Genomic DNA, 21,792 nt, shown 5'->3' with positions numbered 1-21,792 from the left:
CGCTAACCTGAATTAGAAACTAAACGTTCAGTTTCTAACCAGGCTCCTGAAGGAGAAGATCGATGAAGATCAGGTACATCTCACCGCTGGTTATGGGCGTCGCCGCAGCAGCGATCGCGCTCGCCCCAGCAGCATCAGCCGAACCGACGGGGTTTGCGCAGACATGCACAGACCTCGGTGCGTCAAACACCCAATGTCAGACGCCGGGCAACGTGCAGATCAACGACTCACCGCAGGTTCAGTACGCGCCGCAGTACCCCTTCTACGGAAACCTGCTGATCTTCCACCACGGCGGACACCGCTAGTTTGGTAGTCACCAGGTAGTTGGAGTGCGCCACGTAGCGCGAAGCGCCTCCCCGTAGCGCTGCTGGTCCTCATTACTGGGCATCGCAACAACCGCCACGAGGAAGTCGCTGCGCTCGAACAACTCCGGCGTGCACACCACGTTGGTAATGCGCTGGGCGAGCGCAAATCCCGCCGCGCTGAGGTCAATTCCGGCGATCGCATCCGGTTGGGCATCCAGTGGTACACCCACGCCACGGATGTCGTCGAGCAGTGCATCGGGATCGGCTCCGAACCGCTCTTCCGGAAACAGCAGATCGAAGTCAACCAACAACCGCCCATCCCGCCACCAGTTGAAGCGGTGCACTGCATTGACATTCCTGAAGTGCGACACGATTGTTCGGCCAACAGACATAGGCCCGATGAGGCGTTCGGTGACTCCCACAAAGCCGTTGATCTCAGCAACCAATACCCATTTGCCATCGATGTCGGCCACGCCGACCATTGCCTGAGGCGGGTCGTAGCCGCCAACCCAGTGCTCGTCGGTGCGTTCGTCGAGCGCGTCGATGCCTCGCACGTTGGCCACCGGAACGGCGCCCAGCGAAGTGATCAAGGACTCGAGCGCGATGTCGCCGACGAGCGTCACGCAATGCGCCTCGGCCCAGTCCGGTCGCCAAGACCTCCACCACGAATAGGCGGCGGCCGTCACAGTGCGATCGGGTGTCACTGCTAGTTGCGTCCGGTGCGCGGCTGCGGCGCAACGCTGATCGGCGAGCGCGTGGCGGGGGTGCGGGTGACGCCGATCTCCGGCTCCTTGCTTTCCCGCGGGCGCACCCTCGGAGCGTCAACGTTTGGCGCCGTGTTGACCGACGACGCTGACGTCTCCGGCGGCGGAGGCGGTGGCGGTGGCGGTTGGGCTGAGCTGGGCGCAGGTGCTTCTGGAGCGACACTCGTCGGCGCCGTCGGCGTCACCGTCGTCGTGGCGTCATCGGTGTCGCCCGGTGCGCGCAACGCCAGCAGCACCGCGGACACCACGATCGCGGCCATCGCCGCGGCGGCGGCGATCAGCGCGGTCACCGCCGGCTTGGTGCGATACCAGGGTGTCGGGGCCGGCTTGAAATACCAGGTGTTCGTGTCGAATGCGTCGAAAGCGCCGTCATCGGCGGACTCGGGATCACGGTCCCAGACGTTCTCGCCGTCGAGGTCGTCGTACAGATCGTCGGGCTCATCGTTCGCCGACTCGTCGGCTTTCGCCTGGTCGTCAAAGAGGTAATCGAAGTCCCCCGGGGCTTCGCGTTCAACCACGTAAAGATGGTACTGCCGGTACCAGGGCATATGCGCGGTTGGCGGCATACCCGCGCCGACTCTGAAAGAACACGGCGCGACAGCTGCCTGGCCGCGGTAGTGTTCGGGCGCTTTGTTGGATTCATTCACCGCGGCGACCCGGCGCCGTAACCGCTGCGCCACCTCGCCGTCTCGTGTCCATCGGAAGGTTCGGCAATGAAGAAATCCCGGCTGCTGGCAGCCTCCGCATCGGCTCTCGTCCTCGCGGCACTGGTCGCGTGTGCTCCGCCCGAAAAAGAGAACGCGGGTGAGGCGACCGACTCCGGCGTGAAGGCCGGCGAGGCCACCTCGGCCGAGGACTTCGGCGGCATGGAGGGTCTTGTCGAGGCGGCCAAGAAGGAAGGCGAGCTGAATGTCATTGCTCTGCCGCCGGATTGGGCCAACTATGGCGCCATCATCAAGGCGTTCTCCGACAAGTACGGCATCAAGGTGAACTCGGCCCAACCCGACGCGGCAAGCCAGGACGAGATCAACGCGGCCACCCAGCAGAAGGGCAAGACCACCGCGCCCGACGTGTTCGACCTCGGACAGTCCGTGGCGCTCGCCAACACTTCGCTGTTCGCGCCGTACAAGGTGGCGACGTTCGACGACATTCCGAGCCAGTTCAAGGACGCCGACGGCACCTGGGTCAACGACTACGGCGGCTACATGTCCATCGGCTACGACTCGGCCAAGGTGCCCGACATCGCAGGAGTCGACGACCTGTTGAAGCCCGAATACCAGGGCAAGGTCGCGCTCAACGGCGATCCCACCCAAGCCGGTGCCGCGTTCTCCGGCGTCATGATGGTCGCGCTGTCGCAGGGTGGCTCCGCCGACGACATCGCGCCGGGCGTCGAGTTCTTCACCAAGCTCAAGCAGGCCGGGAACTTCCTGCCGGTCGACCCGACGCCGGCGACGGTCGAGTCGGGGCAGACCCCTGTCGTCATCGACTGGGACTACCTCAACGCCGCGGAGACCAAGAAGCTCCCGTCGTGGAAGGTCGTCGTGCCGCCCGGCCCTGCCGTCGCCGGGTACTACTTCCAGGCGATCAACAAGGACGCGCCGCACCCGGCGGCCGCGCGGCTGTGGCAGGAGTTCCTCTTCAGCGATGAGGGCCAGAACCTCTATCTGGGCGGCGGTGCACGCCCGGTCCGCGCGGAGTCCATGCAGAAGGCCGGAACCATCGACAAGGCGGCATGGGACGCGCTGCCCGCGGTCAGCGGCGAGCCGGTGATCGTCTCCGTCGACCAGAACAAGAAGGCCACGGAGTATCTGGCCAACAACTGGGCAAGGGCGATCGGCTGACGCGCGATGCCGGGTGACACCCTGGCGCGACGGGTCCGCGACGGGCTGCCACTGCTGCCGTTCCTGACCATCGTTGCGATCTTTCTGATCATCCCGACGATCACCGTGATCGTCAGCGCGGTGTACGCCGACGGCGTGTTCTCGTTTGCGCGGATCCAGGCACTGTTCACCGGCACCGCGTTGAACGCACTGTGGAAGAGCGTGCTGTTGTCGGGCAGCACGGCGCTCATCGGTGCGGTACTCGGCGCGGTGCTGGCGTGGCTGATCGTCAGCAGCCCGCCCACCTCGATGGTGCGCCGCGCCGTGATCTCGCTGTGCAGCGTGCTGGCGCAATTCGGCGGTGTGGCACTGGCATTCGCGTTCCTGGCGACGGTCGGGCTCAACGGCGTGCTGACGTTGTGGGTGCAACAGATGTTCGGCTGGAATCTCGCAGGCTCCGGCTGGGTGTACGGCCTGTCCGGCCTGATACTGGTGTACACCTACTTCCAGATTCCGTTGATGGTGATCGTGTTCGTGCCTGCCCTCGAAGGCCTGCGCGATCAGTGGCGCGAGGCGGCGGTCAACCTCGGCGCGTCGACGTGGCAATACTGGCGCGAGGTGGCCGTGCCGCTGCTGCTGCCTGCGTTCCTGGGATCGGCATTATTGTTGTTCGCCAACGCTTTTGCAGCGTATGCGACGGCCGCGGCGCTGGTGAGCCAGGGCAGCCCGATCGTGCCGTTGCTGATCCGGTCTGCGCTGACCAGCGAAGTGGTGCTCGGTCAGTCGGGATTCGCTTATGCGTTGGCACTGGAGATGATCGTCGTCGTCGCGCTGGTGATGATGGCCTACAACGCGCTGGTGCGCCGCACCGCGAGGTGGCTGAAGTGAGGCGTACCACTCTGGGCGGCAAGATCTTTCGCGGCTTGCTGTGGATGCTGTTCGGGTTGTTCTTCCTGTTTCCGCTCTACGCTATGGCCGACTTCTCCACGCGTAATCTCATCGCAGGCGGGCGCACCATGGCCGCGTGGAAGAATCTGGTGGCCGACGAAGCGCTGTATCAGGCGATCGTCATCTCGCTGCTGCTGGCCGTATTCACGGTGGTGGCAATGCTTTTGGTGCTGGTGCCGACGATGATCTGGGTGCGGTTGCGGACGCCATGGGCCAAGGGCCTTGTCGAGTTTCTGTGCCTGTTGCCGCTGACCATCCCCGCCCTGGTGATCGTGGTCGGGCTTCGCAACGTGTATCTGTGGGTGACGTACTTCCTCGGTGAGTCCGCGCTGACCCTGACGTTCGTCTACGTCGTGCTCGTGCTGCCGTTCGCCTACCGCGCAATCGATGCCGCGCTGTCGTCGATAGACCTGCGCACCTTGGCCGAGGCGGCACGGTCGCTGGGGGCCGGATGGACGACCACGATCCTGCGGGTGGTGGTGCCCAACATCTGGTCGGGCATCCTGTCGGCCGCGTTCATCTCGATCGCGGTCGTGCTCGGCGAGTACACCATCGCCTCGCTCAGCGGCTTCCAGACGCTGCAGGTGCAGATCGTCGCGATCGGCAAGAGCGACGGGCCGACGTCGGTGGCCGCGTCGCTGGCCGTGCTGCTTTTCGGTTTTGTGCTGCTGCTGATCCTCTCGCTGGTGACCCGCGGCCGCCGCCGCGCTCCAGTCCTGGACGCCGCGGCACCCACACCCACGGGAGTTTCTGAATGACAACCCGAAGACGACCGCGAGTGAGGATCGCAGCGAGGAACGAGCGAGGACCGGTGGGCCCACGCCCGCAGGGCAGGGGACGAGCGGGAGTCGAGGAATGAGCAACGGTGTCGCTGTCGACCTCAACGACCTGACCCGGGTCTACGGCACGGTCAAGGCGCTCGACGGTTTCACCCTGCACATCGAGCCGGGCGAGCTGGTCGCGCTGCTTGGCCCGTCGGGCTGCGGCAAGACCACCGCGCTGCGGATCCTCGCCGGCCTCGACGAGGCCACGTCGGGCACGGTGTCGGTCGGTGGCCAGGACGTCAGCAAGGTGCCCGCCAACAAACGCGATATGGGGATGGTGTTCCAGGCCTACAGCCTGTTTCCGCATCTGACGGTGCTCGACAACGTCGCATTCGGGCTCAAGATGCGCGGAAAAGCCAAGAGCGAGCGCACTTCTCGCGCCGCCGACATGCTCGACCTTGTCGGGCTGTCCGCGCACAAACACAAGTACGCCAGCGAGTTGTCCGGCGGCCAGCAGCAGCGGGTGGCGCTGGCAAGGGCGCTGGCAATCCAGCCGCGGGTGCTGCTGCTCGACGAACCGCTGTCCGCACTGGACGCCAAGGTGCGGGCACAGCTTCGCGACGAGATCCGGCGCGTGCAACTCGAGGTCGGTACGACGACGTTGTTCGTCACCCACGATCAGGAGGAGGCGCTCGCCGTCGCCGACCGCGTCGGCGTGATGAGTCAGGGCAAGCTCGAGCAGCTGGCGGCGCCCGCGGATCTGTACGCCAACCCCGCGACGCCGTTTGTCGCCGAGTTCGTCGGGCTCAACAACAAGGTGCCGGCACAGGTATCCGGCGGGCAGGCCCGGTTACTCGGCGCGACGGTGCCTGCGCTGGCGGGGTCGATCACCTCCGGCGAGGGGCTGGCGATGGTGCGGCCGGAGTCGGTCACCGTCACCGCCGACCCAAGAGGCACGTCGGCGATCAGCTCCGTGGCGTTCCTCGGGCCGATCTCGCGGGTGTACGCCACGCTGGCCGACGGTTCGGTGATCAGCGCTCAGATGGCCAGTTCGGCGGCCAGGGCATTCTCGCCGGGTGACCCGGTGACGGTGGGAGTGGAGCCGAGCGGGGTGCTTGTGGTGAAAAGCGACGCCGCCTGACCATCTGCGATCGCACCGAAGGACTGAGGTCGACCAGGCCTTCGGGGTAACGTCCGGCGCGAGTGCGGTGGCACAGCATGGCGACGCATGGGTGAAATCTGTAGCCCCGCTCCGGAATCGCTGGGAGGCGCGACGATGCCCGAACATGGCAGAGCCGTCGCGACGCATCGAGACGCCGATCATCTCGACGTCTTCATGCGCTCGCCCGAGGGGACATTGATCCACATCTGGGGATATGGCGGCGTCGCCAATGCTGTGGACAGCGCGATCGACCTCGGCGGAGACCTCGACTCCGACCCTGTCGCGATCCGGCGCTGGCCCAAGGGCATGGACGTCTTCGCGCTCAGCATGCGTAAGACGGTGCTGCACTGGTCGTGGGACGTCACAACGGGACTCTGGAGGATGCCGGAGGACCTGCCTGGGCTGGTTGTCACCGAGCCTCGCGCCGTGGCCGACGACGACACGTTGTACGTCTTCGCGAAAAGTGTCGATGGGCCGATTCGGTGGTGGATGAAGACCGGGGCCGGTCGCTGGGGGGCCCGGGTACCCATCACTTCGCCGAACCATATCGAGTCAGATCCCGTCGTGGTCCGGCGAGGCACCGGCGTGATCGATGTCTATTTCAATGCCAAACACCAGATCGGTGTGACCGAGCGGGACAAGGTCACGGGCAGCGAAAGAGTCGTCCAAAAGGACGTCTTCACCGTCGACACGGTGACGATCGCGAACGGCACCGCAAGTGGCGCGACCTCTCTGCGGACGGGGAACTTCGCGCAATCGGGTCATGCGATCGCCGCATTCTCGTGGGAACCAAGACGACAGGACGTCTTTGTTCGCGCGCAGGAGCGGAAAGGGCCGGGCATCGTCCCCGGCACAGCTAACGGTGTCCTGGTTCCCGGCCTTCCCGACGGCGCCCTGATCCACTGGGGCAGTGGTTTTGTCGAGTCGGCGAAGACGCAAGATGGTTGGTGGGGGCCCGAGAAGGTTGGTCCAGAAGGTGCCCTTCTGGACTTCGATCCCATAGCCGTCAGCCGTGGCGTCGGCGACGCCGACATATTCTTCCGCGACAGACGATCAGAGCTGCACCACTGGAGTTGGGAAGGCAGCCCGCTGCGAGAGTGGGTGGATCGCGGGTCCGTCAGCGGAAGATTCGCATCCAACCCAGTGGCAGTCGCGCGTAACAAGGACACCATGGAACTGGTCCTGCGCACGGGCGACTACGCGGTGCAGGTGTGGAGGTGGCAGGTCCAGCGCCCCCGTTGGGAGCAATTCGAGTGGAAAGCAAGTTTTTTCAAGCAGGCGCCACCCCAGGACCCACTCGCGGGAAGCACCGACGACGAGCCGCCGGAGTTCCTTATCATCCGCCCCGAGGACCACCTGCTCGTCGGCTTGAACGCACCGACTCATGAGCTAAACGACGGTTTCGTGCCGCAACTCACCAACGGGCATGGACCAGTGCGCGTCACCTTCCCGCCCCAGCACATCGCAGAAGAGACGTCCCGCGCCGACGAACCCGCCCCCGCGAGTCGCTTCTGGCTCGCCTTACTCTCTGGGCCCAGTCGTGTGTCACTCAACGCCAGTTCCACGTTGATGCTCACCGCTGAGGGGATCCTGGCCGGACTTGACGACAACACCGTGGACAGCAATGAGGACGCCTCGGCTATCGAGTTGCCGCGCGGGCTGATCTTTGCGCCGCGGTCGTCGGAAGCTGAACAGCAGGTGATGATCCGGCATCCCACGACGCCTATCGGCCGCGACGGCACCTTCGGGCTGTGGCGCACCCGGTTCGGAACGGCCGAAGGCGACGGCGGGCTGCGCATCAAGGGCGTCAACGCCGGTCGAGACGACGGCTTCGTCGTTGCCCTCCCGAAGGCCGACCGCGTTCTCATCGCCGAACAGGACACACCGGCATCCGCCGACCGACTCGAATTGAGCAGCCTGGGCGGCACACTGACGGCATCGGGCCGCTGGGATGAGTTCGAATGGGACCACCGCGCCATCCTCGGCCGCGACCACATCGTGCGGACGGCGCTGAAGGGAGTGCTGTATCCGTTCGGGCACCGAGCGGTGTGGGTGCAGATGACCGAACGCAGCGACGACGAAGACATTGCCGTACTGCGCAAGACGAATACGCTCTATGTGGTCGAGCCTTTGGTGCGACCGGGTGTAGCCGCGCCGGCTGAACTGCGCCGTGCTTTCCCGTTCAGCGAGGTGGAGCTGGCCACCCGCGAGTACCGAAACCTCGACGAAGCCCACTGGACCAACACTGCGCGTTCGACGCGCCAAGTTGCCGAACTCGAAGCGCGCTGCGCTGAGCTCAACCGAGAGATGTTTCCCATCCACGCCGGATTATTCAACGGCGCTTATCAATTCGGCCTCACGACGGAGCTGCTCGCTGAAGTCGACGGCGACGCCGGACGATACCTGAAGTTGTATGCCGATCGGCAACGCATCCAGCGCGCGATCGACCTATTGACTGAAGAAGGGCTCGGAACCGTCGACATTCCGACGTTCTTCATGCCGACGAACAACGCTGTGCCGATGCGGTTTCCGATACGGTGCCGAGCAGCCAACGGCGACGTGCACGTCACGGTCCCGCTGATCTTCGTCGCCGACCTCGACCTGGGAGGGGATCTCCGGCCGCCATTCACGACGCTGACCGATCCGCGAGTTGCCGCCGCGCTGCACAAGAAATACACCACCCAAGGTCACGGAGTCGTACAACTGCCCGGGGTACCCATAGATCTCACGCCCGCCGATCCTCCCGTCAGCACCGAAGCGCAGACGACGGTGCACGAGGTACGAAGGCTGAACATTGTCGGAAATCTCGCGGGCAGAGGCTATCTGCCATCACTCGGGTTGCCGGGCGACCCACTGTCGTGGGCGGCCGACGTCGCAGTGCCCACCATTCGTTCGCTCGTTGGCACCGATCCGACGGCGCGCGTCACGTTCACCGGGGACTACCTGCAGGGTGTCGCCAACGATGTTCCGCTGCAGATCAAGGGAGAGGTCGTCGACGCGGCGCAGAACACCCTCAAGGACCTCGAGGTCGACTTCACCGGCAGCACCGATCGAGCAGGTGGACTAGCGGCTCCGAAGATGATCGTCGACCGAGTCTCTCAGGTGCACGGCCTTGTCAACGCTGCAGGGGCGCAATCGCTTGATCCTCGCGACCTGTTCGTTGATGGCGCATCGCTACTTGGCTTTGACCTACGCGACCTGGTGCAGAGCAACCACGTTCCGCCGGAGCTCAAGACGATCGTCCGCGACGGTATGCCCAACGAGGTGAGGATGACGTGGGAGGGCGTTGGCCTGAAGGCGTCACCCGCCGAGTCGCCGATGTTCAGCCCGACGGCGCCGACCTCGACGGTGAGCATCGCGGTGGTCAGTTCAGCGGACAGGAATGAAACGACCTGCACAGTAACTGATTTCAAGTTGCGAATGCCGCCGGGTGATGACGACGCCCTGATCGAGTTCACCTTCGGCATGGTTAAGTTCCATCAGGTACAGGGGCAAGCTCCCAGTCTGAAGGTCGAGATCACGGACATCGCATTCGTCGGCAAGCTGCGGCTACTGAACGAACTGCGAAAGGTGATCGGCGTCTTGAAGGATCTGCCGGTCAAAGTCGACGCCTCGAGGGACAGGGTCGTCGCACGATATGCGCTGCCACTGCCAGACGCTTCGGCGTTGGGGTTCGTAATCAGCAACGCATTGTTCAGCGCAGCGCTGACGGTGCCCTTCAGCAACGACGAGTCGGTATCCGTCGGACTCGGCTTCGCGTCCCGTCAGCGGCCTTTCACGCTGACCGTGTTGATGTTCGGCGGCGGTGGCTACGTCGATCTCGAGCTGATCCATAGCGGACTGCGCCGTTTGGAGATCTCCCTGCAGTTCGGGGCCGCGATCGGCATGAACTTCGGCGTGGGACATGCCGAGGTGCACGCCTTCGGTGGCATCCGATACGCCCTGGTGTCCGGCGCGGCGGTGTTGACCGGCTACCTCCACATCGGCGGCAGCCTCGACATCCTCGGGCTCGTCTCCGTTGCTATCGAATTGCGGGTCGAACTCGCATATGACTCCGAAGCAAACCACCTCGTCGGTCGTGCCACGATTGTCGTCGACATCGATGTCACGCTCTACTCGGACTCATTCGAACTCGACAGCGGGGAATGGGTGATCGCGGGTGGCTCCGGCGCGGAGGGCGCGGGCCATCGCCGTCTCGCTGCGCCGCACGACGCGGCCTCGGACACCGACGACGCCGGGGTGGCGGCGTGGCAGGCCTACCGGAGCGCATTCGCGTGAACGAGGATATCGAGAGCCAGATTCTCGTCATCGCAGTTCCCGGCGGGCAGGTCACCGCGGACGGTATCGCCCCGCTGCGCGCCCTGATCGTTCCGCAGCTCCGAATGGGCGGGCATGAGCCTGATCTCGAATCGGATCCCGGAAAGCCGTTGTCGGACTTCGGCTTCGAGGACTGGCCCGATGTCGTCAGGAATGCGACCTTCACCGTGCAGATCGCGCCGAACCGTGACTCTGTCCGGCACTCCACCCCGCTCGCCCCGTCGGCGGGCGCGTCCAGCGATGTGTGGCGCGCGTTCTTCTCGGGGGGCGTCACGGTGCGCAAGTCGCGCAACGTGAACTACGGGCAACTGAACGTAACTGAGACGACCGAGGATGCCCGCAGGATCGCACGCAACTACACAGCGTCGGCTGGCGCATACAGCGGAGACCACGTCGATCCAACCGCGGTGGCTCGAATCGTCGAAGATCAGTATGCGCAATGGCAGGAGTTGCCGGAAAGCTCGGCCCCGCCACGAGCCACGCATGGCTCTAGCGCTCCCGAAAACTGGCCCGCACCTGACTTTCAGCGCATCGTGTCAACGTTGCGGGCGCACCCCGCCGTACTGATCCGACTAGGTCTCATCCTCGAGTTCAAGGTACCCACCAGCGTCATTCCGATCGTCTCGTCGGGCGACGCTGCGCTGATCCGCATCGGATGCACGTTCGGTTCGCAAGTCCCCTCCGACGTCGACATCGTCACGCCCTGGACCAGATTCGAGTTCGACCGCACTCGCTTCCTGCCCGCACCCGCCGAGGGCAGCGATGTGACACGGGGAATCGTCGATCTCGCTGGGGCGGAAAAGATCGCGGTAGAGCCAACCGGCGGGGCATCAGACCGCTGGAGCCTGGTCACCTTCGATGTGGACGGCGCCGTCGGCCGATTGCGGGACGGTGCGCAGAAGATGGGCGCCGACTCTGGTGGTCACCGCGGCGCCTCGGTCGATCCCGGCCCCGTGACGCCGCCTGTGTTGCACTCGGCCGGCATTGCATTGCTGCGCAACCGCCGAAAGGAGGTCATGACCGACCGGCTCGCCAACAACGCGGGGGAGGCGCACGAAAGAGAGCTCACGGCCGACGATCTGACGTCGGGCTACTGCGTCGACGTCAGGGAGGAGGCCGGCGAATGGACCCCGCTGTGTGAGCGGAACGCCACTTACACCTGCAAGCTCGATGGCGTCGACGTCGACATCGCCAACCCGGTCGTGGAGGAAGGACCGGTCAAGGCGAACGCGGCGGTGATCGGCACGGACGCGGTGCTGCGCGCCGACGAGATGATCGTCCGTTGGAACGGCTGGAATCTTGCGATTCCACGCCCGACGTTCGATCAACACGGCGCACGACGACGCGAAACCGCGCGTGGCAACACGCTGCCCTTCCACTTCGACTTCCACTTCGACCAGACCGACAGACCCCAGGTTCCGCTGCGGTTCGGCAAGGGATACTTCCTGCGCGTCCGCATCGCGGACATGGCGGGTGGCGGGCTCAAGTGCGGAGAACTCGGCCAAAACGAAGGCTCATCCAGACTCGTACAGTTCCGGCGCCACGAGCCCGTTCCGCCGCCCGAATTCGCGCCAGTGCCAGGCATGTTCACCGTCGATGCAACCAACGGTGAACTGAAGCCCAACCCGAACGCACTGGGCGCCGGCGGCTCCATCGACCGGCTGATCATCCGCAGCGACCCTATGGGAGACACTCCGATGGACGTCGAACAGTTCGCTGCGCAGTATCCGCCGAACCAGTCGAGAATCCTTCTGCCTCCGCCGGCGTCGATGGTGCTCGCAGAACAGCACGGCGTCCTTGACGGAGCCGACCGAGCGACATGGGCGTTGGTACAGCGTGCCATCGGCCCTCCCGGCGCCGACGAGAATGGCTCCTACAACTGGCTGCCCGACCCCGCGGCGACCGGTGTTCAGGCCTTCGTCAGGCCGGGTGCCGATTCACCTGCTCCCAGTCGTCAGGCCCGCAGCCCGTGGGCGCCGCGGTGGCCGCTTCCGTTGGCCATGGGTTTGGAACTGCGGCAACGGGAATCGCCAGGGGACACCATCGAATGGCTCACGGTCGGCACGCGCAGCACTCTCATGGTGTGGCTCGAACCAGGACTGCAAGCCGACATCGAGCTGTCGTCCACCCTCGACTCCGAGGAACTCGACAAGTTCGAAATCAAGACGTGGGCCGCAAGCGTGGCAGACAGCCAGATTGCCGAGGGCCGGCATCCAATGGCGACTCCGCCGCGCGTCGTCGAATTCGTGCACGCCGTGCGTCGGCCCATGAACCCGCCCCACACGCGACTCGTCCCCGCGCGCGAGGAAGGCGAGCTGTTCGCCGTGTTGGCCGACGGCAATCCCGACAATGGCCACGAGCACAAGCTCTTTGGCATTCACCGTGCCAGCACAGGTCAGGTCGATGTCAGCGCGCAATGGCGCGAGCCTGCAGACAGCGAACTACCCGGCCCGGTAGTCACCGAACAGGTCACCTCGTTGACCGTGGGCCGCAATGACGAGGTGCTCACCAACCACGTTCCACCGCATCCGCGTGGCTCGGGTACGGGCATAGTGTCGACGTTCCGCCACGATTTCGCCGACACCCGCCATCGCCGGGTCACCTACACGCTGACTGCCGTGAGTCGCCACCGAACGCTGTTCGATCCCGCACCAGATGCCGACTTCCAAAGCAGCACAGTGCTTCCCGCGGTCAGCATCCCGAGCTCGGCGCGGCCGTCGCCACCGGTCGTGCTCTCTGCCACACCGGCATTCTCAAGGAGCGTCGTCGTCGACTCGGGGTATATACAACGCCGCCGCGGCGGCAAGACGGTCCGCATCGAGCTGGCCCGGCCGTGGAATGTCTCCGGCGAAGGCGAGCAGCTGGCGGTGGTTCTCGCCGCGGATACCTCACCGCCCTATCTGGACAAAGCGACTCGGCACCTATCTCGGCTGTACCGCGACCCGATTTGGCAGACCCCCGAAACGGGCGGCTATCTGCAACCCCACGTCTTCGGCTCCGACCTCGCCCCTCTGGCATGCACGCTCGAGGAGACGGAGCAGCCCGTCGCGGTGATTCCCTTCCGGCCCTTCCTGAACGACGAGGCGGATCGGTGGTGGGCCGACATCGAGATTCCGCTTGCGGATACCGAGCAGTCGTACAGCCCATTTGTGCGGTTGGCTGTTGCCCGCTACCAGCCGGAGAGCGTTAAGGGTTGCGAACTGTCCCGCACCGTCATGACCGACTTCGTGCCGCTGATGCCCGACCGCACACTCACAGTCGGCCGCTCAGGCGACGATGTGACCTTGCGACTCAACGGCATCGGGCCGGTCGGGCCTCGATCCAACAAGGTGATCGCGGTGGTAGAGCAGTGCCTCCTGCCCGAGGGAGCCTTCGCAGAGGTCAGCGACGTGACATCCGCCAACGAAACCCACGCGGGGCTGTGGCATCGGGACGGCCGCGTCGTCGTCGGCGAATTGAACGCTCCGTTGCCACCGCTGAACGTCCGCCACGGCACCGGACTGCTACGAGTGGTGGTGCGCGAAATCGAAGACATCGAAGTCCCTTTGCCGTCCGCACCCCAGGGCAGCATCGCCGCCGATCTGCAGCAGCGGACGGTGTTCCTCGATGTCGTTCCGATCTTCTGACTTACCCCGTGGATGCGGCGGCTTAGTCCGGCGTGACGTAGTCGTTCGGAGCTGGATAGACACCGTCGGCGGGGACGTGCGGGGCATCGGGGTTGAAGGCGGCGAATTCCGCCGCAGCCGCGGCGTCCCAGAACAGTTGCGCGCTGGCCTCTTGAGTCTGCGCGTCGTCGCTGAACACGAGACCCGAAGCGGCGCGCAGCCACAGCGCGATCTGCCGGTAGGTCACCTCGTCGCCTGCGGCGACGCACGCCGCCATGTAGCCGTTATCGCGGAACCATGACAGGTCGGTCTCCGCGAAGTAGTAATGCGCCGCCTCCGCGAGCGCGGCGGCGGGCAGGAATTTCGCGGCGAACGGATCGCCCTCGTCCTCTCGTCGGGTGATCCACTCGACGTGTGACGCGACGATCTCGTGCACGAAGTGACTGAAGGTGATCGCGGTCGGCTGGCCGGTAGATGCCGAGAGGCTCGCGGACAACCCGTAGTCGAGGTACACCGAGCCGTCGCTGTCGGGCGTCGAAGTGAGGTCTTTATGAAAATTGCGCACGTGGGTGAGTTCGTGACACAGGGCGCCGCGAAGGGTGACCTTGGCCTTCTGGCCGTAGACATTGGTGGCGTACCGGCGGCCCATGATCGTCAGATCCCTGATCGCGACGGTGACGTGGTCGACGCCGTCCGTGCCGGTGAATGGCACAGCCACGGCGGAGCCGTGGAGGTTCGCCATGGAGTTCTTGGCCTCGGCAGTCACGCGCGGATCGGGAATGTCCAGCGCCCGGCTCTGCGCGACGATTGCCAGGCAGAACTGCGAGCGCAGCAGCGACAGCATGGCGAAGCCGATTTCGTGGCGCAATGAATCGAGCGGGCGGGTCACCAGGAAGTTCAGCTCGAATCCGACGAACGGCTCCACCACATGCTTGGCGACGTACGGCGCGAGTTCCCCGAAAGCCGGGTCCAGCGACGGTGGATCGACGAATAGCGCGGCGTCAAGCGCTGTCGACGTGCCAGGTCCGACGACCGGGTCCGACGGGTTCAGTCCTTGGTCGACCTTGAAGGCGGTGACGGCGCCACCGGTGTCCGGGCCGAAGACGCCGTCCAGGGCGCCTGGCGAATACGTGAGTGCTTGGAGCGCCTCTTGAACCCGCATGACCGACAAGCTCTCCTGGCCGGCCAGCATCCGGAACGTGCCTGCTGCGCACTGCTCGAGCAGCCTGTCTCCCGAAAAGCGCGCAGATCGCAATCCCATTGTCGGACCCTTTCCGTGGTGGCTGCGTCTACGACTCGACGACGCTCAGACGTCCTTGACCGGTTCGATGCCCAGATCCTTGTAGGTGATCAGCGCGACGAACGGCACGTTGCGCTGTGCGAAGCGTTTGGCGGCCACGTCACCGCGGTCGACCATCGGGATCACACCAGTGACGACCGCGCCGACGGCGGTCACGCGGTCGAACGCGATCTCGGTGGAGCCGCCCGTGCTGATGACGTCGTCGACCAGCAGCACCCGCATGCCGGGTTCGATACGGGTGCCTTCGATCCACTGCTCGCGGCCGCGCTGCTTCTGTTCCTTGCGAACCGAGAACCAGGCCTTGCCGGTGACCATCGCGACGCCGTGCGATAGCGGGTCGGCGCCCATGGTGAGGCCACCAACGGCGTCGAACTCGATTCCGTGACGCGCGGCGAGGTCGGCGACGGCGCGGCTGACGATCGCCAGCCGCTCACCGGTGTCGACGGCGAACTTGCCGTCGATGTAGTCGTGGCTCAGCTGCCCGCTGGCCAACTTGAACGGCTCCTCGCGGCGCTCGTAGCCGCGCGTGCGGACGAGGTCGAAGGCCGCTTGCCAGGTGTCCGGGCGCTCGCTCGTAGCAGGCATACGCGGATGGTATTTCAGCCCTGCCGGGCCTGGCGCACCAGCGCCACCGTTGCCGAACGCAATTCGTCGATCGAGTCGATGGGTGCGGCGTAGCCCACTCGGGTGTACGCAAGGCCGCGCTCTGTGACGACCCGCAGATCCAGGCCGTAGCGGTCGGCGCCGGTGCAGGTGGCCGTGGTCGTGTCGGGGTAGCCGCCGAGAGCTTTCGCCATCTCGATGAGCGCGCCGGCATGGTCGGCGTTGAGATGGGCGATCGCCCCGGCCGCGTGCGGCTGCACCGGGTCGGCTTCGGCGGCCGCGTACGCGTCACCGGTCGCCGAATCCATCCGGCCGTACCCGCCGACCCAGCGCACCCGCTGCACCCGCAACACCCACAGCGAGAAGTCGCTGTAGTCGATGTAGTACTTCGCCGCGGCGACAGCGGCCAGGTGCGCGTCACGCGCGGCGGCTCGTTCGTCGCCGGTGGGCTGCTCGACGACGCCCGCCAGGGTGACCCGACCACTGGCGAGCGGGTCCGTTTCCGCGTTGGGCGTGACGATCGCGATACTCGCCCGCGGGTCGGCTGCCAGATTGCGGCCGTGCTCGGCGAGGTTCGACACGCACAGCACCGGTGCGCCGCCGAGTAAACCGTAGGTGACGAACGACGCCCATGGGTCGCCGTCGGCGGTCAGCGTCGCAAGTGTGCCGGTATTCGTCGACGCGGTGATTGTGCGTGCTTCTTCGGCGGCCGACGGGCGAATCGAATTCGCCACTTTTGCCAGGGGAGGAGGGACCGACGGGGCATCGCCTGGGTCGCCGTGATCGCGGGTTGCCACGTCGGCACCATACCGAAGTCTCCCGAGGTTGCCGGGCCCTGCAACAAACTGACACGTCCGTCGAACGGCTCCAAAAGTGCAGCAAAATTTTTTCGCAACTATTCGGCGCGAATATGCGAGAATCGCACCCATAATTCTGTTTCGCGAGCAACGTTTGAAAGCGGAAGGGTACCGATTGTGACGGCGTCGGCAATGCGACTTATCGCGTGTGCCGGCGCGCTTGCAATGGGTCTCGTGCTCGGGGGAGCAGGCGCTGGGGTCGCAATGGCGGATCCTGGTGAATCCGCTGGCGGCGGCACAGAGGGCGGCGCAACGGCGTCGGGCACTGCCGAGACCAATTCTGACGACAAACCAGGCGGTGAATCCAAGCCGGACAACGATCCGCCGACAAGCACCGTCGGTTCGGGTCGGGAGGACGACGAACGCAAGCCGGCCGAAGATCAAGAAGAAAAGAAACCCGCGCCGGGCATTGGCAACTGGCCGCGATTCAAGCATTCCATTTCCATTCCGGTGCTTCGGGTGCCCACACCCGAGGAGATCGCCGCGACCGGCTGGACGGATCCGTCCGTATTCTTCGGAACCGTCGAGGTGCCCGTGCCGACGATCGACGGCTTCTTCAGCGCGCTGTCCCAGCCGGAACCCACGCCGACACCGGGGCCGGCGTTTCGGGGACAAGAGGAAGCACCAGTCATCGACGTCGGTGGTGGCGGCGGTGGTGGCCAGGCGATGGCCTCCGACAACGGCGGGCCGCCAGTGCTCGAACTCCCGCTGGTGGCAGCGCCTGCGGTTTCGATGCCAAGCCTGCTTGTGCCAGGTATGCCGCTCGGCGCGTCCGCCGGTCCACCGATGGCCGCAGGCGCGTCGACCGCGGCCGCCGGCGCGAAAGCCCCGGTGATCCGCGGAACCCTGTCGTCGGGAACGGAACGTCCGGCGACCTTGTCGTCACCCTTGGGTGGGCAAGCCACCCCGACTGGTTATCCGCGGTTCCTGCGCACCCCGACCGTGGGCGAGCTGGCCGCAGTGGCTCTCCCCGGCGTCGGTGGGCTGCTGTTCCTCACCTTCAGCGGAGGCGTCATCGGCTACCGGCAGGCCAACAGCAGCCGGTACCTGCGCACGGCCGGCGCCGAACGCTTCCTCGAGTAGCCGGTGACCTAGCCGCCGAGCGCGGCGATGAGATCCTTGATCTTGGTGGCCTCGTCCTCGGTGACAGGCTCTTCGGCTTCGACGGCCTCGATCAGGTCCTTGCGCAGGCCCACACCGTTGGCCGCTTCCTTCGTCGACAGCTTGGCGCGACCCCGCGCGATGTAGAGCCGCTGACCCAGCGTGGCCGCGGGTCCGTTGGCCGCGGTCTCCATCAGATCGTCGTAACGGTGCCGAACACCGCTGAGCGCGACGATGACCGAAGGGGTGACCCTGCTGCGGCCCGCGGCGTCCGACAGCGAACCCTGGAGCTTGCGGAGCCCGGCGAGGATGATCCCCGCCCGGTCACCGAACTGGGGGTCGTGAGGATCGGGGAGCGCATCGATCGCGGCGGCATACATGTGCATCGCCGCATCGGCCAGGCCAACGATTACTGGAGCTTCACCATCATTTGGCGCCGAATCAGCCACAGCCACTCAATTCTTCTTCGTAGAAACGTTGCCAGTGACGGCGAGAGCGCGCACCGGCGACGCTGATCTTGGACGTCGAAACGGTAACGCGGATAGACCTCGGTTTCAACCGCTAGTTTGCGCGCTGCTTTGCCGCGAAATCGCCCCGATTCAATTCGCGCCGACATGGGTAGGTTTGAAGGCTGTATGGACCAAACCAGCGGTCTCCCAGGAAGCTCTGAATCCGCCGATTACGATCCCGCGGAAGGCAGCCACGTCGAACACGGCGTGGTCGAACATCCCACAGCGGAAGACTTCGGGCACGCACGCGCGCTGCCCGAGGACCGCACGTGGTTCAAGCACGCGGTCTTCTACGAGGTGCTTGTCCGTGCGTTCTTCGACTCGAACTCCGACGGCGCAGGCGATCTGCGCGGTCTTACCGAACAGCTCGACTACCTGAAGTGGCTTGGCGTCGACTGCCTTTGGCTGCCGCCGTTCTACGACTCGCCGCTGCGTGACGGCGGCTACGACATCCGCGACTTCTATCGGGTGCTGCCCGAGTTCGGCACCGTAGACGACTTCGTCGACCTGCTCGACGCCGCGCACCGGCGAGGGATCCGCGTCATCACCGACCTCGTCATGAACCACACGTCCGACTCTCACGAGTGGTTCCAGGAGTCCAGGCGGCATCCCGAAGGGCCCTACGGGGACTACTACGTCTGGAGCGACACCAGCCAGAAATACAACGACGCGCGGATCATCTTCGTCGACACCGAGGAATCGAACTGGACGTTCGACCCGGTGCGCAAGCAGTTCTACTGGCACCGGTTCTTCTCCCATCAGCCCGATTTGAACTACGACAACCCGGCCGTGCAGAACGCGATGATCGACGTCCTGCGGTTCTGGCTCGACCTCGGCATTGACGGTTTCCGGCTCGACGCCGTGCCGTACCTGTTCGAGCGGGAGGGCACCAACTGCGAGAACCTGCCGGAGACGCATGCATTCCTGCGGCACTGCCGCAAGGTGATCGACGACGAGTTCCCGGGCCGGGTGCTGCTGGCCGAGGCCAACCAGTGGCCGGCCGATGTCGTCGAGTACTTCGGCGATCCTCACATGGGCGGCGACGAATGCCATATGGCGTTTCACTTCCCGCTGATGCCGCGCATCTTCATGGCGGTCCGGCGCGAGTCGCGGTTCCCGATCTCGGAGATCCTGGCGCAGACACCGGAGATCCCTGACATGGCGCAGTGGGGCATCTTCCTGCGCAACCACGACGAGCTCACGCTCGAGATGGTCACCGACGAAGAGCGCGATTACATGTACGCCGAGTACGCCAAGGACCCGAGGATGAAGGCGAACGTCGGCATCCGCAGGCGGCTCGCGCCACTGCTCGAGAACGACCGCAACCAGATCGAGCTGTTCACCGCGCTGCTGTTGTCACTGCCGGGCTCACCGGTGCTGTATTACGGCGACGAGATCGGCATGGGCGACATCATCTGGCTCGGCGATCGCGACGGTGTGCGCACCCCGATGCAGTGGACGCCCGACCGCAACGCCGGCTTCTCCACCGCCAATCCTGGACGGCTGTACCTGCCGCCGAACCAGGACCCGATCTATGGCTACCAGTCGGTGAACGTCGAGGCGCAGCGGGACAGCAACACGTCGCTGCTGAACTGGACGCGCACCATGCTGGCCGTCCGGCGCCGCCATGACGCGTTCGCCGTCGGCTCGTTCCGTGAGCTCGGTGGGTCGAACCCGTCGGTGCTGGCGTATGTGCGCGAAGCCGACGGCGACGTGGTGATGTGTGTGAACAACCTTTCGAGATTTCCGCAGCCCATCGAGTTGAATTTGCAGCACTACAACGGGTACACCCCGGTTGAGATGACCGGGTACGTTGAGTTCCCCCCAGTCGGCCAGCTGCCTTACCTGCTGACCCTGCCCGGTCACGGCTTCTACTGGTTTCAGCTACGGGCGCCCAGCCCAGAGTCTGGAGAGCAGCCATGAACCTGCCGTTTGACGAATGGTTACCGCAGCAGCGTTGGTATGCCGGCCGCAGCCGTGAGCTGAAGTCCGCGCAACCCAGCGTCGTCGTTCCATTGCGCGACGACCTCGACCTCGTCTTGCTGGACGTGTCGTACAGCGACGGGTCGGCCGAGCGATACCAGGTGATCGTCCGCTGGGACACCGGCCCGATCGACGAATACAGCACGGTCGCCACCATCGGCGCCGACGGTGACCGCACCGCGTACGACGCGCTATACAACCCCGCGGACGCGACATTCCTGTTGTCCCTTGTTGATTCGTCGGCGACGGTGGGTCCCCCTGAGACCGCAGTGCGCTTCGCCAAGGAGCCAGGCGTCGCGCTGCCGCTGGAAGCCGCGCCACGCGTGACGAGCGCCGAACAGAGCAACACCAGCGTGGTGTTCGAAGAGGACGCGGTCTTCAAGTTCTTCCGGCGCATCACGCCAGGGATCAACCCAGACATCGAACTCAACCGGGTGCTGGCGCGCGCGGGCAACCCCCACGTCGCCCGGCTGCTCGGGTCCGCCGAAACGACGACCGACGGACAGCCGTGCGCGCTCGGCATGGTCACCGAGTTCGCCGCCAATTCCGCGGAGGGCTGGGACATGGCGATGGCCAGCACCCGCGACCTGTTCGCCGAGGGCGACCTCTACGCCGACGAGGTGGGTGGCGACTTCGCCGGTGAGTCCTACCGGCTCGGCGAGGCGGTCGCCTCGGTGCATGCGACCCTCGCGGAGAGCCTTGGCACGTCCACCACCCTGTTCCCGACCGACGCTGTGCTGGAGCGGCTGTTGTCGGCGGCGACGGCGGTACCCGGGCTGGAGCAATACCTTCCGCTGATCGAGGAGCGCTTCCGCAAGCTCACCGAGGAGACGATTACGGTTCAGCGGGTCCACGGCGACCTGCACCTCGGCCAGGTGTTGCGCACGCCGGAGAGCTGGCTGCTGATCGACTTCGAGGGCGAGCCAGGCCAGCCACTCGACGAGCGGCGACGGCCGGACTCTGTATTGCGGGATGTCGCCGGTGTGCTGCGGTCGTTCGAGTACGCCGCCTACCAACGGCTCATGGACCAGGCCTCAGACTCCGGGGCCGACGACCGCGATCGCCAACTCGCCGCGCGGGCGCGCGAATGGGTGGACCGCAACAGCGCCTCGTTCTGCGAAGGCTATGCCGTGATCGCCGGCGCTGACCCGCGCGACTCCGGGCATCTGCTCGCGGCTTACGAGCTGGACAAGGCGGTGTACGAGGCCGCCTACGAGGCCAGGCACCGGCCGGGCTGGCTTCCCATCCCGCTCAAGTCCATCGCCCGGATTGTCGGCTGATCGGGCCTAGCTCAACTCCGCGACCACTCGCTGCGCGAGCTTAGGGGTCCAGTCGGTCCGGTACACGCCGAGCGTGTCGTGATCACTGCTGCTGCCGGTGTTGCGGTCACGCAGGGTGTAGATGAACGCCGGCCCGGTATAGGGCAGCGACCGCCACGTGGTCAGGAAGTCGCGGATGTAGTCGGCCTGCGTGGTCTCGTCGACGGACGACGTGGGTTGGCCGTACTCGGTGGCCCAGATCTTCTTGTTGCCATCGCCATTGGCGACCATCAGCGCGTGGAGCTGCTCCGCCTGGGTGATCGGCACGCCCGCGTGACCCTCCCCCGCCGAGAACGGCACTGAGTACAGGTACGGGTGGTACGCGATGGCGTCGAAGTACCCGCCAGCGCCCGCCGCGTACATCTGCGACAGGTAGGTCACCGGGTTGACCACAGGGCCGCCCGGAGTCTCAGCCGCGGAAGCGACCGAAGCGGC

At 65.5% G+C, this 21,792-nt stretch carries 16 protein-coding genes and 1 pseudogene; 10 read left to right on the top strand and 7 right to left on the bottom strand.

All coding sequences use genetic code 11. The features are described from left to right. The first annotated feature begins 62 nt into the window (after positions 1 to 62). Positions 63 to 305, top strand: coding sequence for a hypothetical protein (locus tag VFH65_RS24745; RefSeq protein ID WP_353325104.1), 243 nt, complete (start codon positions 63 to 65; stop codon positions 303 to 305). Positions 306 to 313: 8 nt separating this feature from the next. Here the strand turns inward: VFH65_RS24745 and VFH65_RS24740 are convergent, their stop codons facing one another. Both VFH65_RS24740 and VFH65_RS24735 read right to left on the bottom strand, forming a co-directional pair. Next, on the bottom strand, positions 314 to 991 hold the full coding sequence (locus tag VFH65_RS24740) for a DUF6461 domain-containing protein (RefSeq protein WP_353325118.1): 678 nt from the start codon (positions 989 to 991) through the stop codon (positions 314 to 316). A gap of 20 nt (positions 992 to 1,011) precedes the next feature. After that, the gene (locus VFH65_RS24735; protein WP_353325102.1) at positions 1,012 to 1,587 is read right to left on the bottom strand and encodes a hypothetical protein; all 576 of its coding nucleotides are present in this window, start codon (positions 1,585 to 1,587) and stop codon (positions 1,012 to 1,014) included. A 195-nt stretch (positions 1,588 to 1,782) separates the two neighbouring features. Between VFH65_RS24735 and VFH65_RS24730 the strand changes: the two genes are divergently transcribed. From VFH65_RS24730 to VFH65_RS24705, 6 genes are all read left to right on the top strand, one after another. After that, on the top strand, positions 1,783 to 2,910 hold the full coding sequence (locus VFH65_RS24730; protein WP_353325100.1) for an ABC transporter substrate-binding protein: 1,128 nt from the start codon (positions 1,783 to 1,785) through the stop codon (positions 2,908 to 2,910). Positions 2,911 to 2,916: 6 nt separating this feature from the next. Continuing rightward, on the top strand, positions 2,917 to 3,777 hold the full coding sequence (locus tag VFH65_RS24725; protein ID WP_353325098.1) for an ABC transporter permease: 861 nt from the start codon (positions 2,917 to 2,919) through the stop codon (positions 3,775 to 3,777). 44 nt (positions 3,778 to 3,821) lie between these two features. Further along, positions 3,822 to 4,595: an ABC transporter permease gene (locus tag VFH65_RS24720; RefSeq protein WP_353325117.1), complete on the top strand. Its 774-nt coding sequence runs from the start codon at positions 3,822 to 3,824 to the stop codon at positions 4,593 to 4,595. Positions 4,596 to 4,692: 97 nt separating this feature from the next. After that, the gene (locus tag VFH65_RS24715) at positions 4,693 to 5,742 is read left to right on the top strand and encodes an ABC transporter ATP-binding protein (RefSeq protein WP_353325096.1); all 1,050 of its coding nucleotides are present in this window, start codon (positions 4,693 to 4,695) and stop codon (positions 5,740 to 5,742) included. Positions 5,743 to 5,829: 87 nt separating this feature from the next. Beyond that, on the top strand, positions 5,830 to 10,041 hold the full coding sequence (locus tag VFH65_RS24710) for a hypothetical protein (protein WP_353325095.1): 4,212 nt from the start codon (positions 5,830 to 5,832) through the stop codon (positions 10,039 to 10,041). Then, positions 10,011 to 13,706 (top strand): hypothetical protein, encoded by a 3,696-nt coding sequence (locus tag VFH65_RS24705; RefSeq protein ID WP_353325093.1) that lies wholly within the window; start codon positions 10,011 to 10,013, stop codon positions 13,704 to 13,706. The genes VFH65_RS24710 and VFH65_RS24705 overlap by 31 nt, the downstream gene beginning before the upstream one ends. Before the next feature lie 22 nt (positions 13,707 to 13,728). Here the strand turns inward: VFH65_RS24705 and VFH65_RS24700 are convergent, their stop codons facing one another. From VFH65_RS24700 to VFH65_RS24690, 3 genes are read right to left on the bottom strand one after another with little or no spacing between them, the layout of a single operon-like run. Next, the gene (locus VFH65_RS24700; protein ID WP_353325091.1) at positions 13,729 to 14,946 is read right to left on the bottom strand and encodes a peptidoglycan-binding domain-containing protein; all 1,218 of its coding nucleotides are present in this window, start codon (positions 14,944 to 14,946) and stop codon (positions 13,729 to 13,731) included. Between the two features lie 45 nt (positions 14,947 to 14,991). After that, the gene (gene pyrE, locus VFH65_RS24695) at positions 14,992 to 15,570 is read right to left on the bottom strand and encodes an orotate phosphoribosyltransferase (RefSeq protein ID WP_353325089.1); all 579 of its coding nucleotides are present in this window, start codon (positions 15,568 to 15,570) and stop codon (positions 14,992 to 14,994) included. Between the two features lie 14 nt (positions 15,571 to 15,584). After that, the gene (locus tag VFH65_RS24690; RefSeq protein ID WP_353325088.1) at positions 15,585 to 16,385 is read right to left on the bottom strand and encodes a HugZ family protein; all 801 of its coding nucleotides are present in this window, start codon (positions 16,383 to 16,385) and stop codon (positions 15,585 to 15,587) included. A 264-nt stretch (positions 16,386 to 16,649) separates the two neighbouring features. On the opposite strand from VFH65_RS24690, the gene VFH65_RS24685 reads away from it, so the two are divergent. Further along, a complete protein-coding gene (locus VFH65_RS24685) occupies positions 16,650 to 17,528 on the top strand; it encodes a hypothetical protein (protein WP_353325086.1) in 879 nt (292 codons plus the stop codon). An 8-nt stretch (positions 17,529 to 17,536) separates the two neighbouring features. Here the strand turns inward: VFH65_RS24685 and VFH65_RS24680 are convergent, their stop codons facing one another. Continuing rightward, positions 17,537 to 17,926, bottom strand: a complete 390-nt coding sequence (locus VFH65_RS24680; protein ID WP_353325115.1) for a hypothetical protein — start codon at positions 17,924 to 17,926, stop codon at positions 17,537 to 17,539. 255 nt (positions 17,927 to 18,181) lie between these two features. On the opposite strand from VFH65_RS24680, the gene treS reads away from it, so the two are divergent. Next, the gene (treS, locus tag VFH65_RS24675) at positions 18,182 to 19,978 is read left to right on the top strand and encodes a maltose alpha-D-glucosyltransferase (RefSeq protein ID WP_353325084.1); all 1,797 of its coding nucleotides are present in this window, start codon (positions 18,182 to 18,184) and stop codon (positions 19,976 to 19,978) included. Continuing rightward, the gene (locus VFH65_RS24670) at positions 19,975 to 21,318 is read left to right on the top strand and encodes a maltokinase N-terminal cap-like domain-containing protein (RefSeq protein ID WP_353325082.1); all 1,344 of its coding nucleotides are present in this window, start codon (positions 19,975 to 19,977) and stop codon (positions 21,316 to 21,318) included. Before treS ends, VFH65_RS24670 begins: the two co-directional genes overlap by 4 nt. Before the next feature lie 6 nt (positions 21,319 to 21,324). On the opposite strand, the pseudogene VFH65_RS24665 reads toward VFH65_RS24670, so the two are convergent. Then, a pseudogene (locus VFH65_RS24665) lies at positions 21,325 to 21,792 on the bottom strand (hypothetical protein); the annotation flags it as partial.

It is taken from the genome of Mycobacterium sp., assembly GCF_035697385.1.
Taxonomy (GTDB): domain Bacteria; phylum Actinomycetota; class Actinomycetes; order Mycobacteriales; family Mycobacteriaceae; genus Mycobacterium.
Note: the sequence above shows the minus strand (reverse complement) of the source record. Positions and strands in the feature narration are given on the sequence as shown.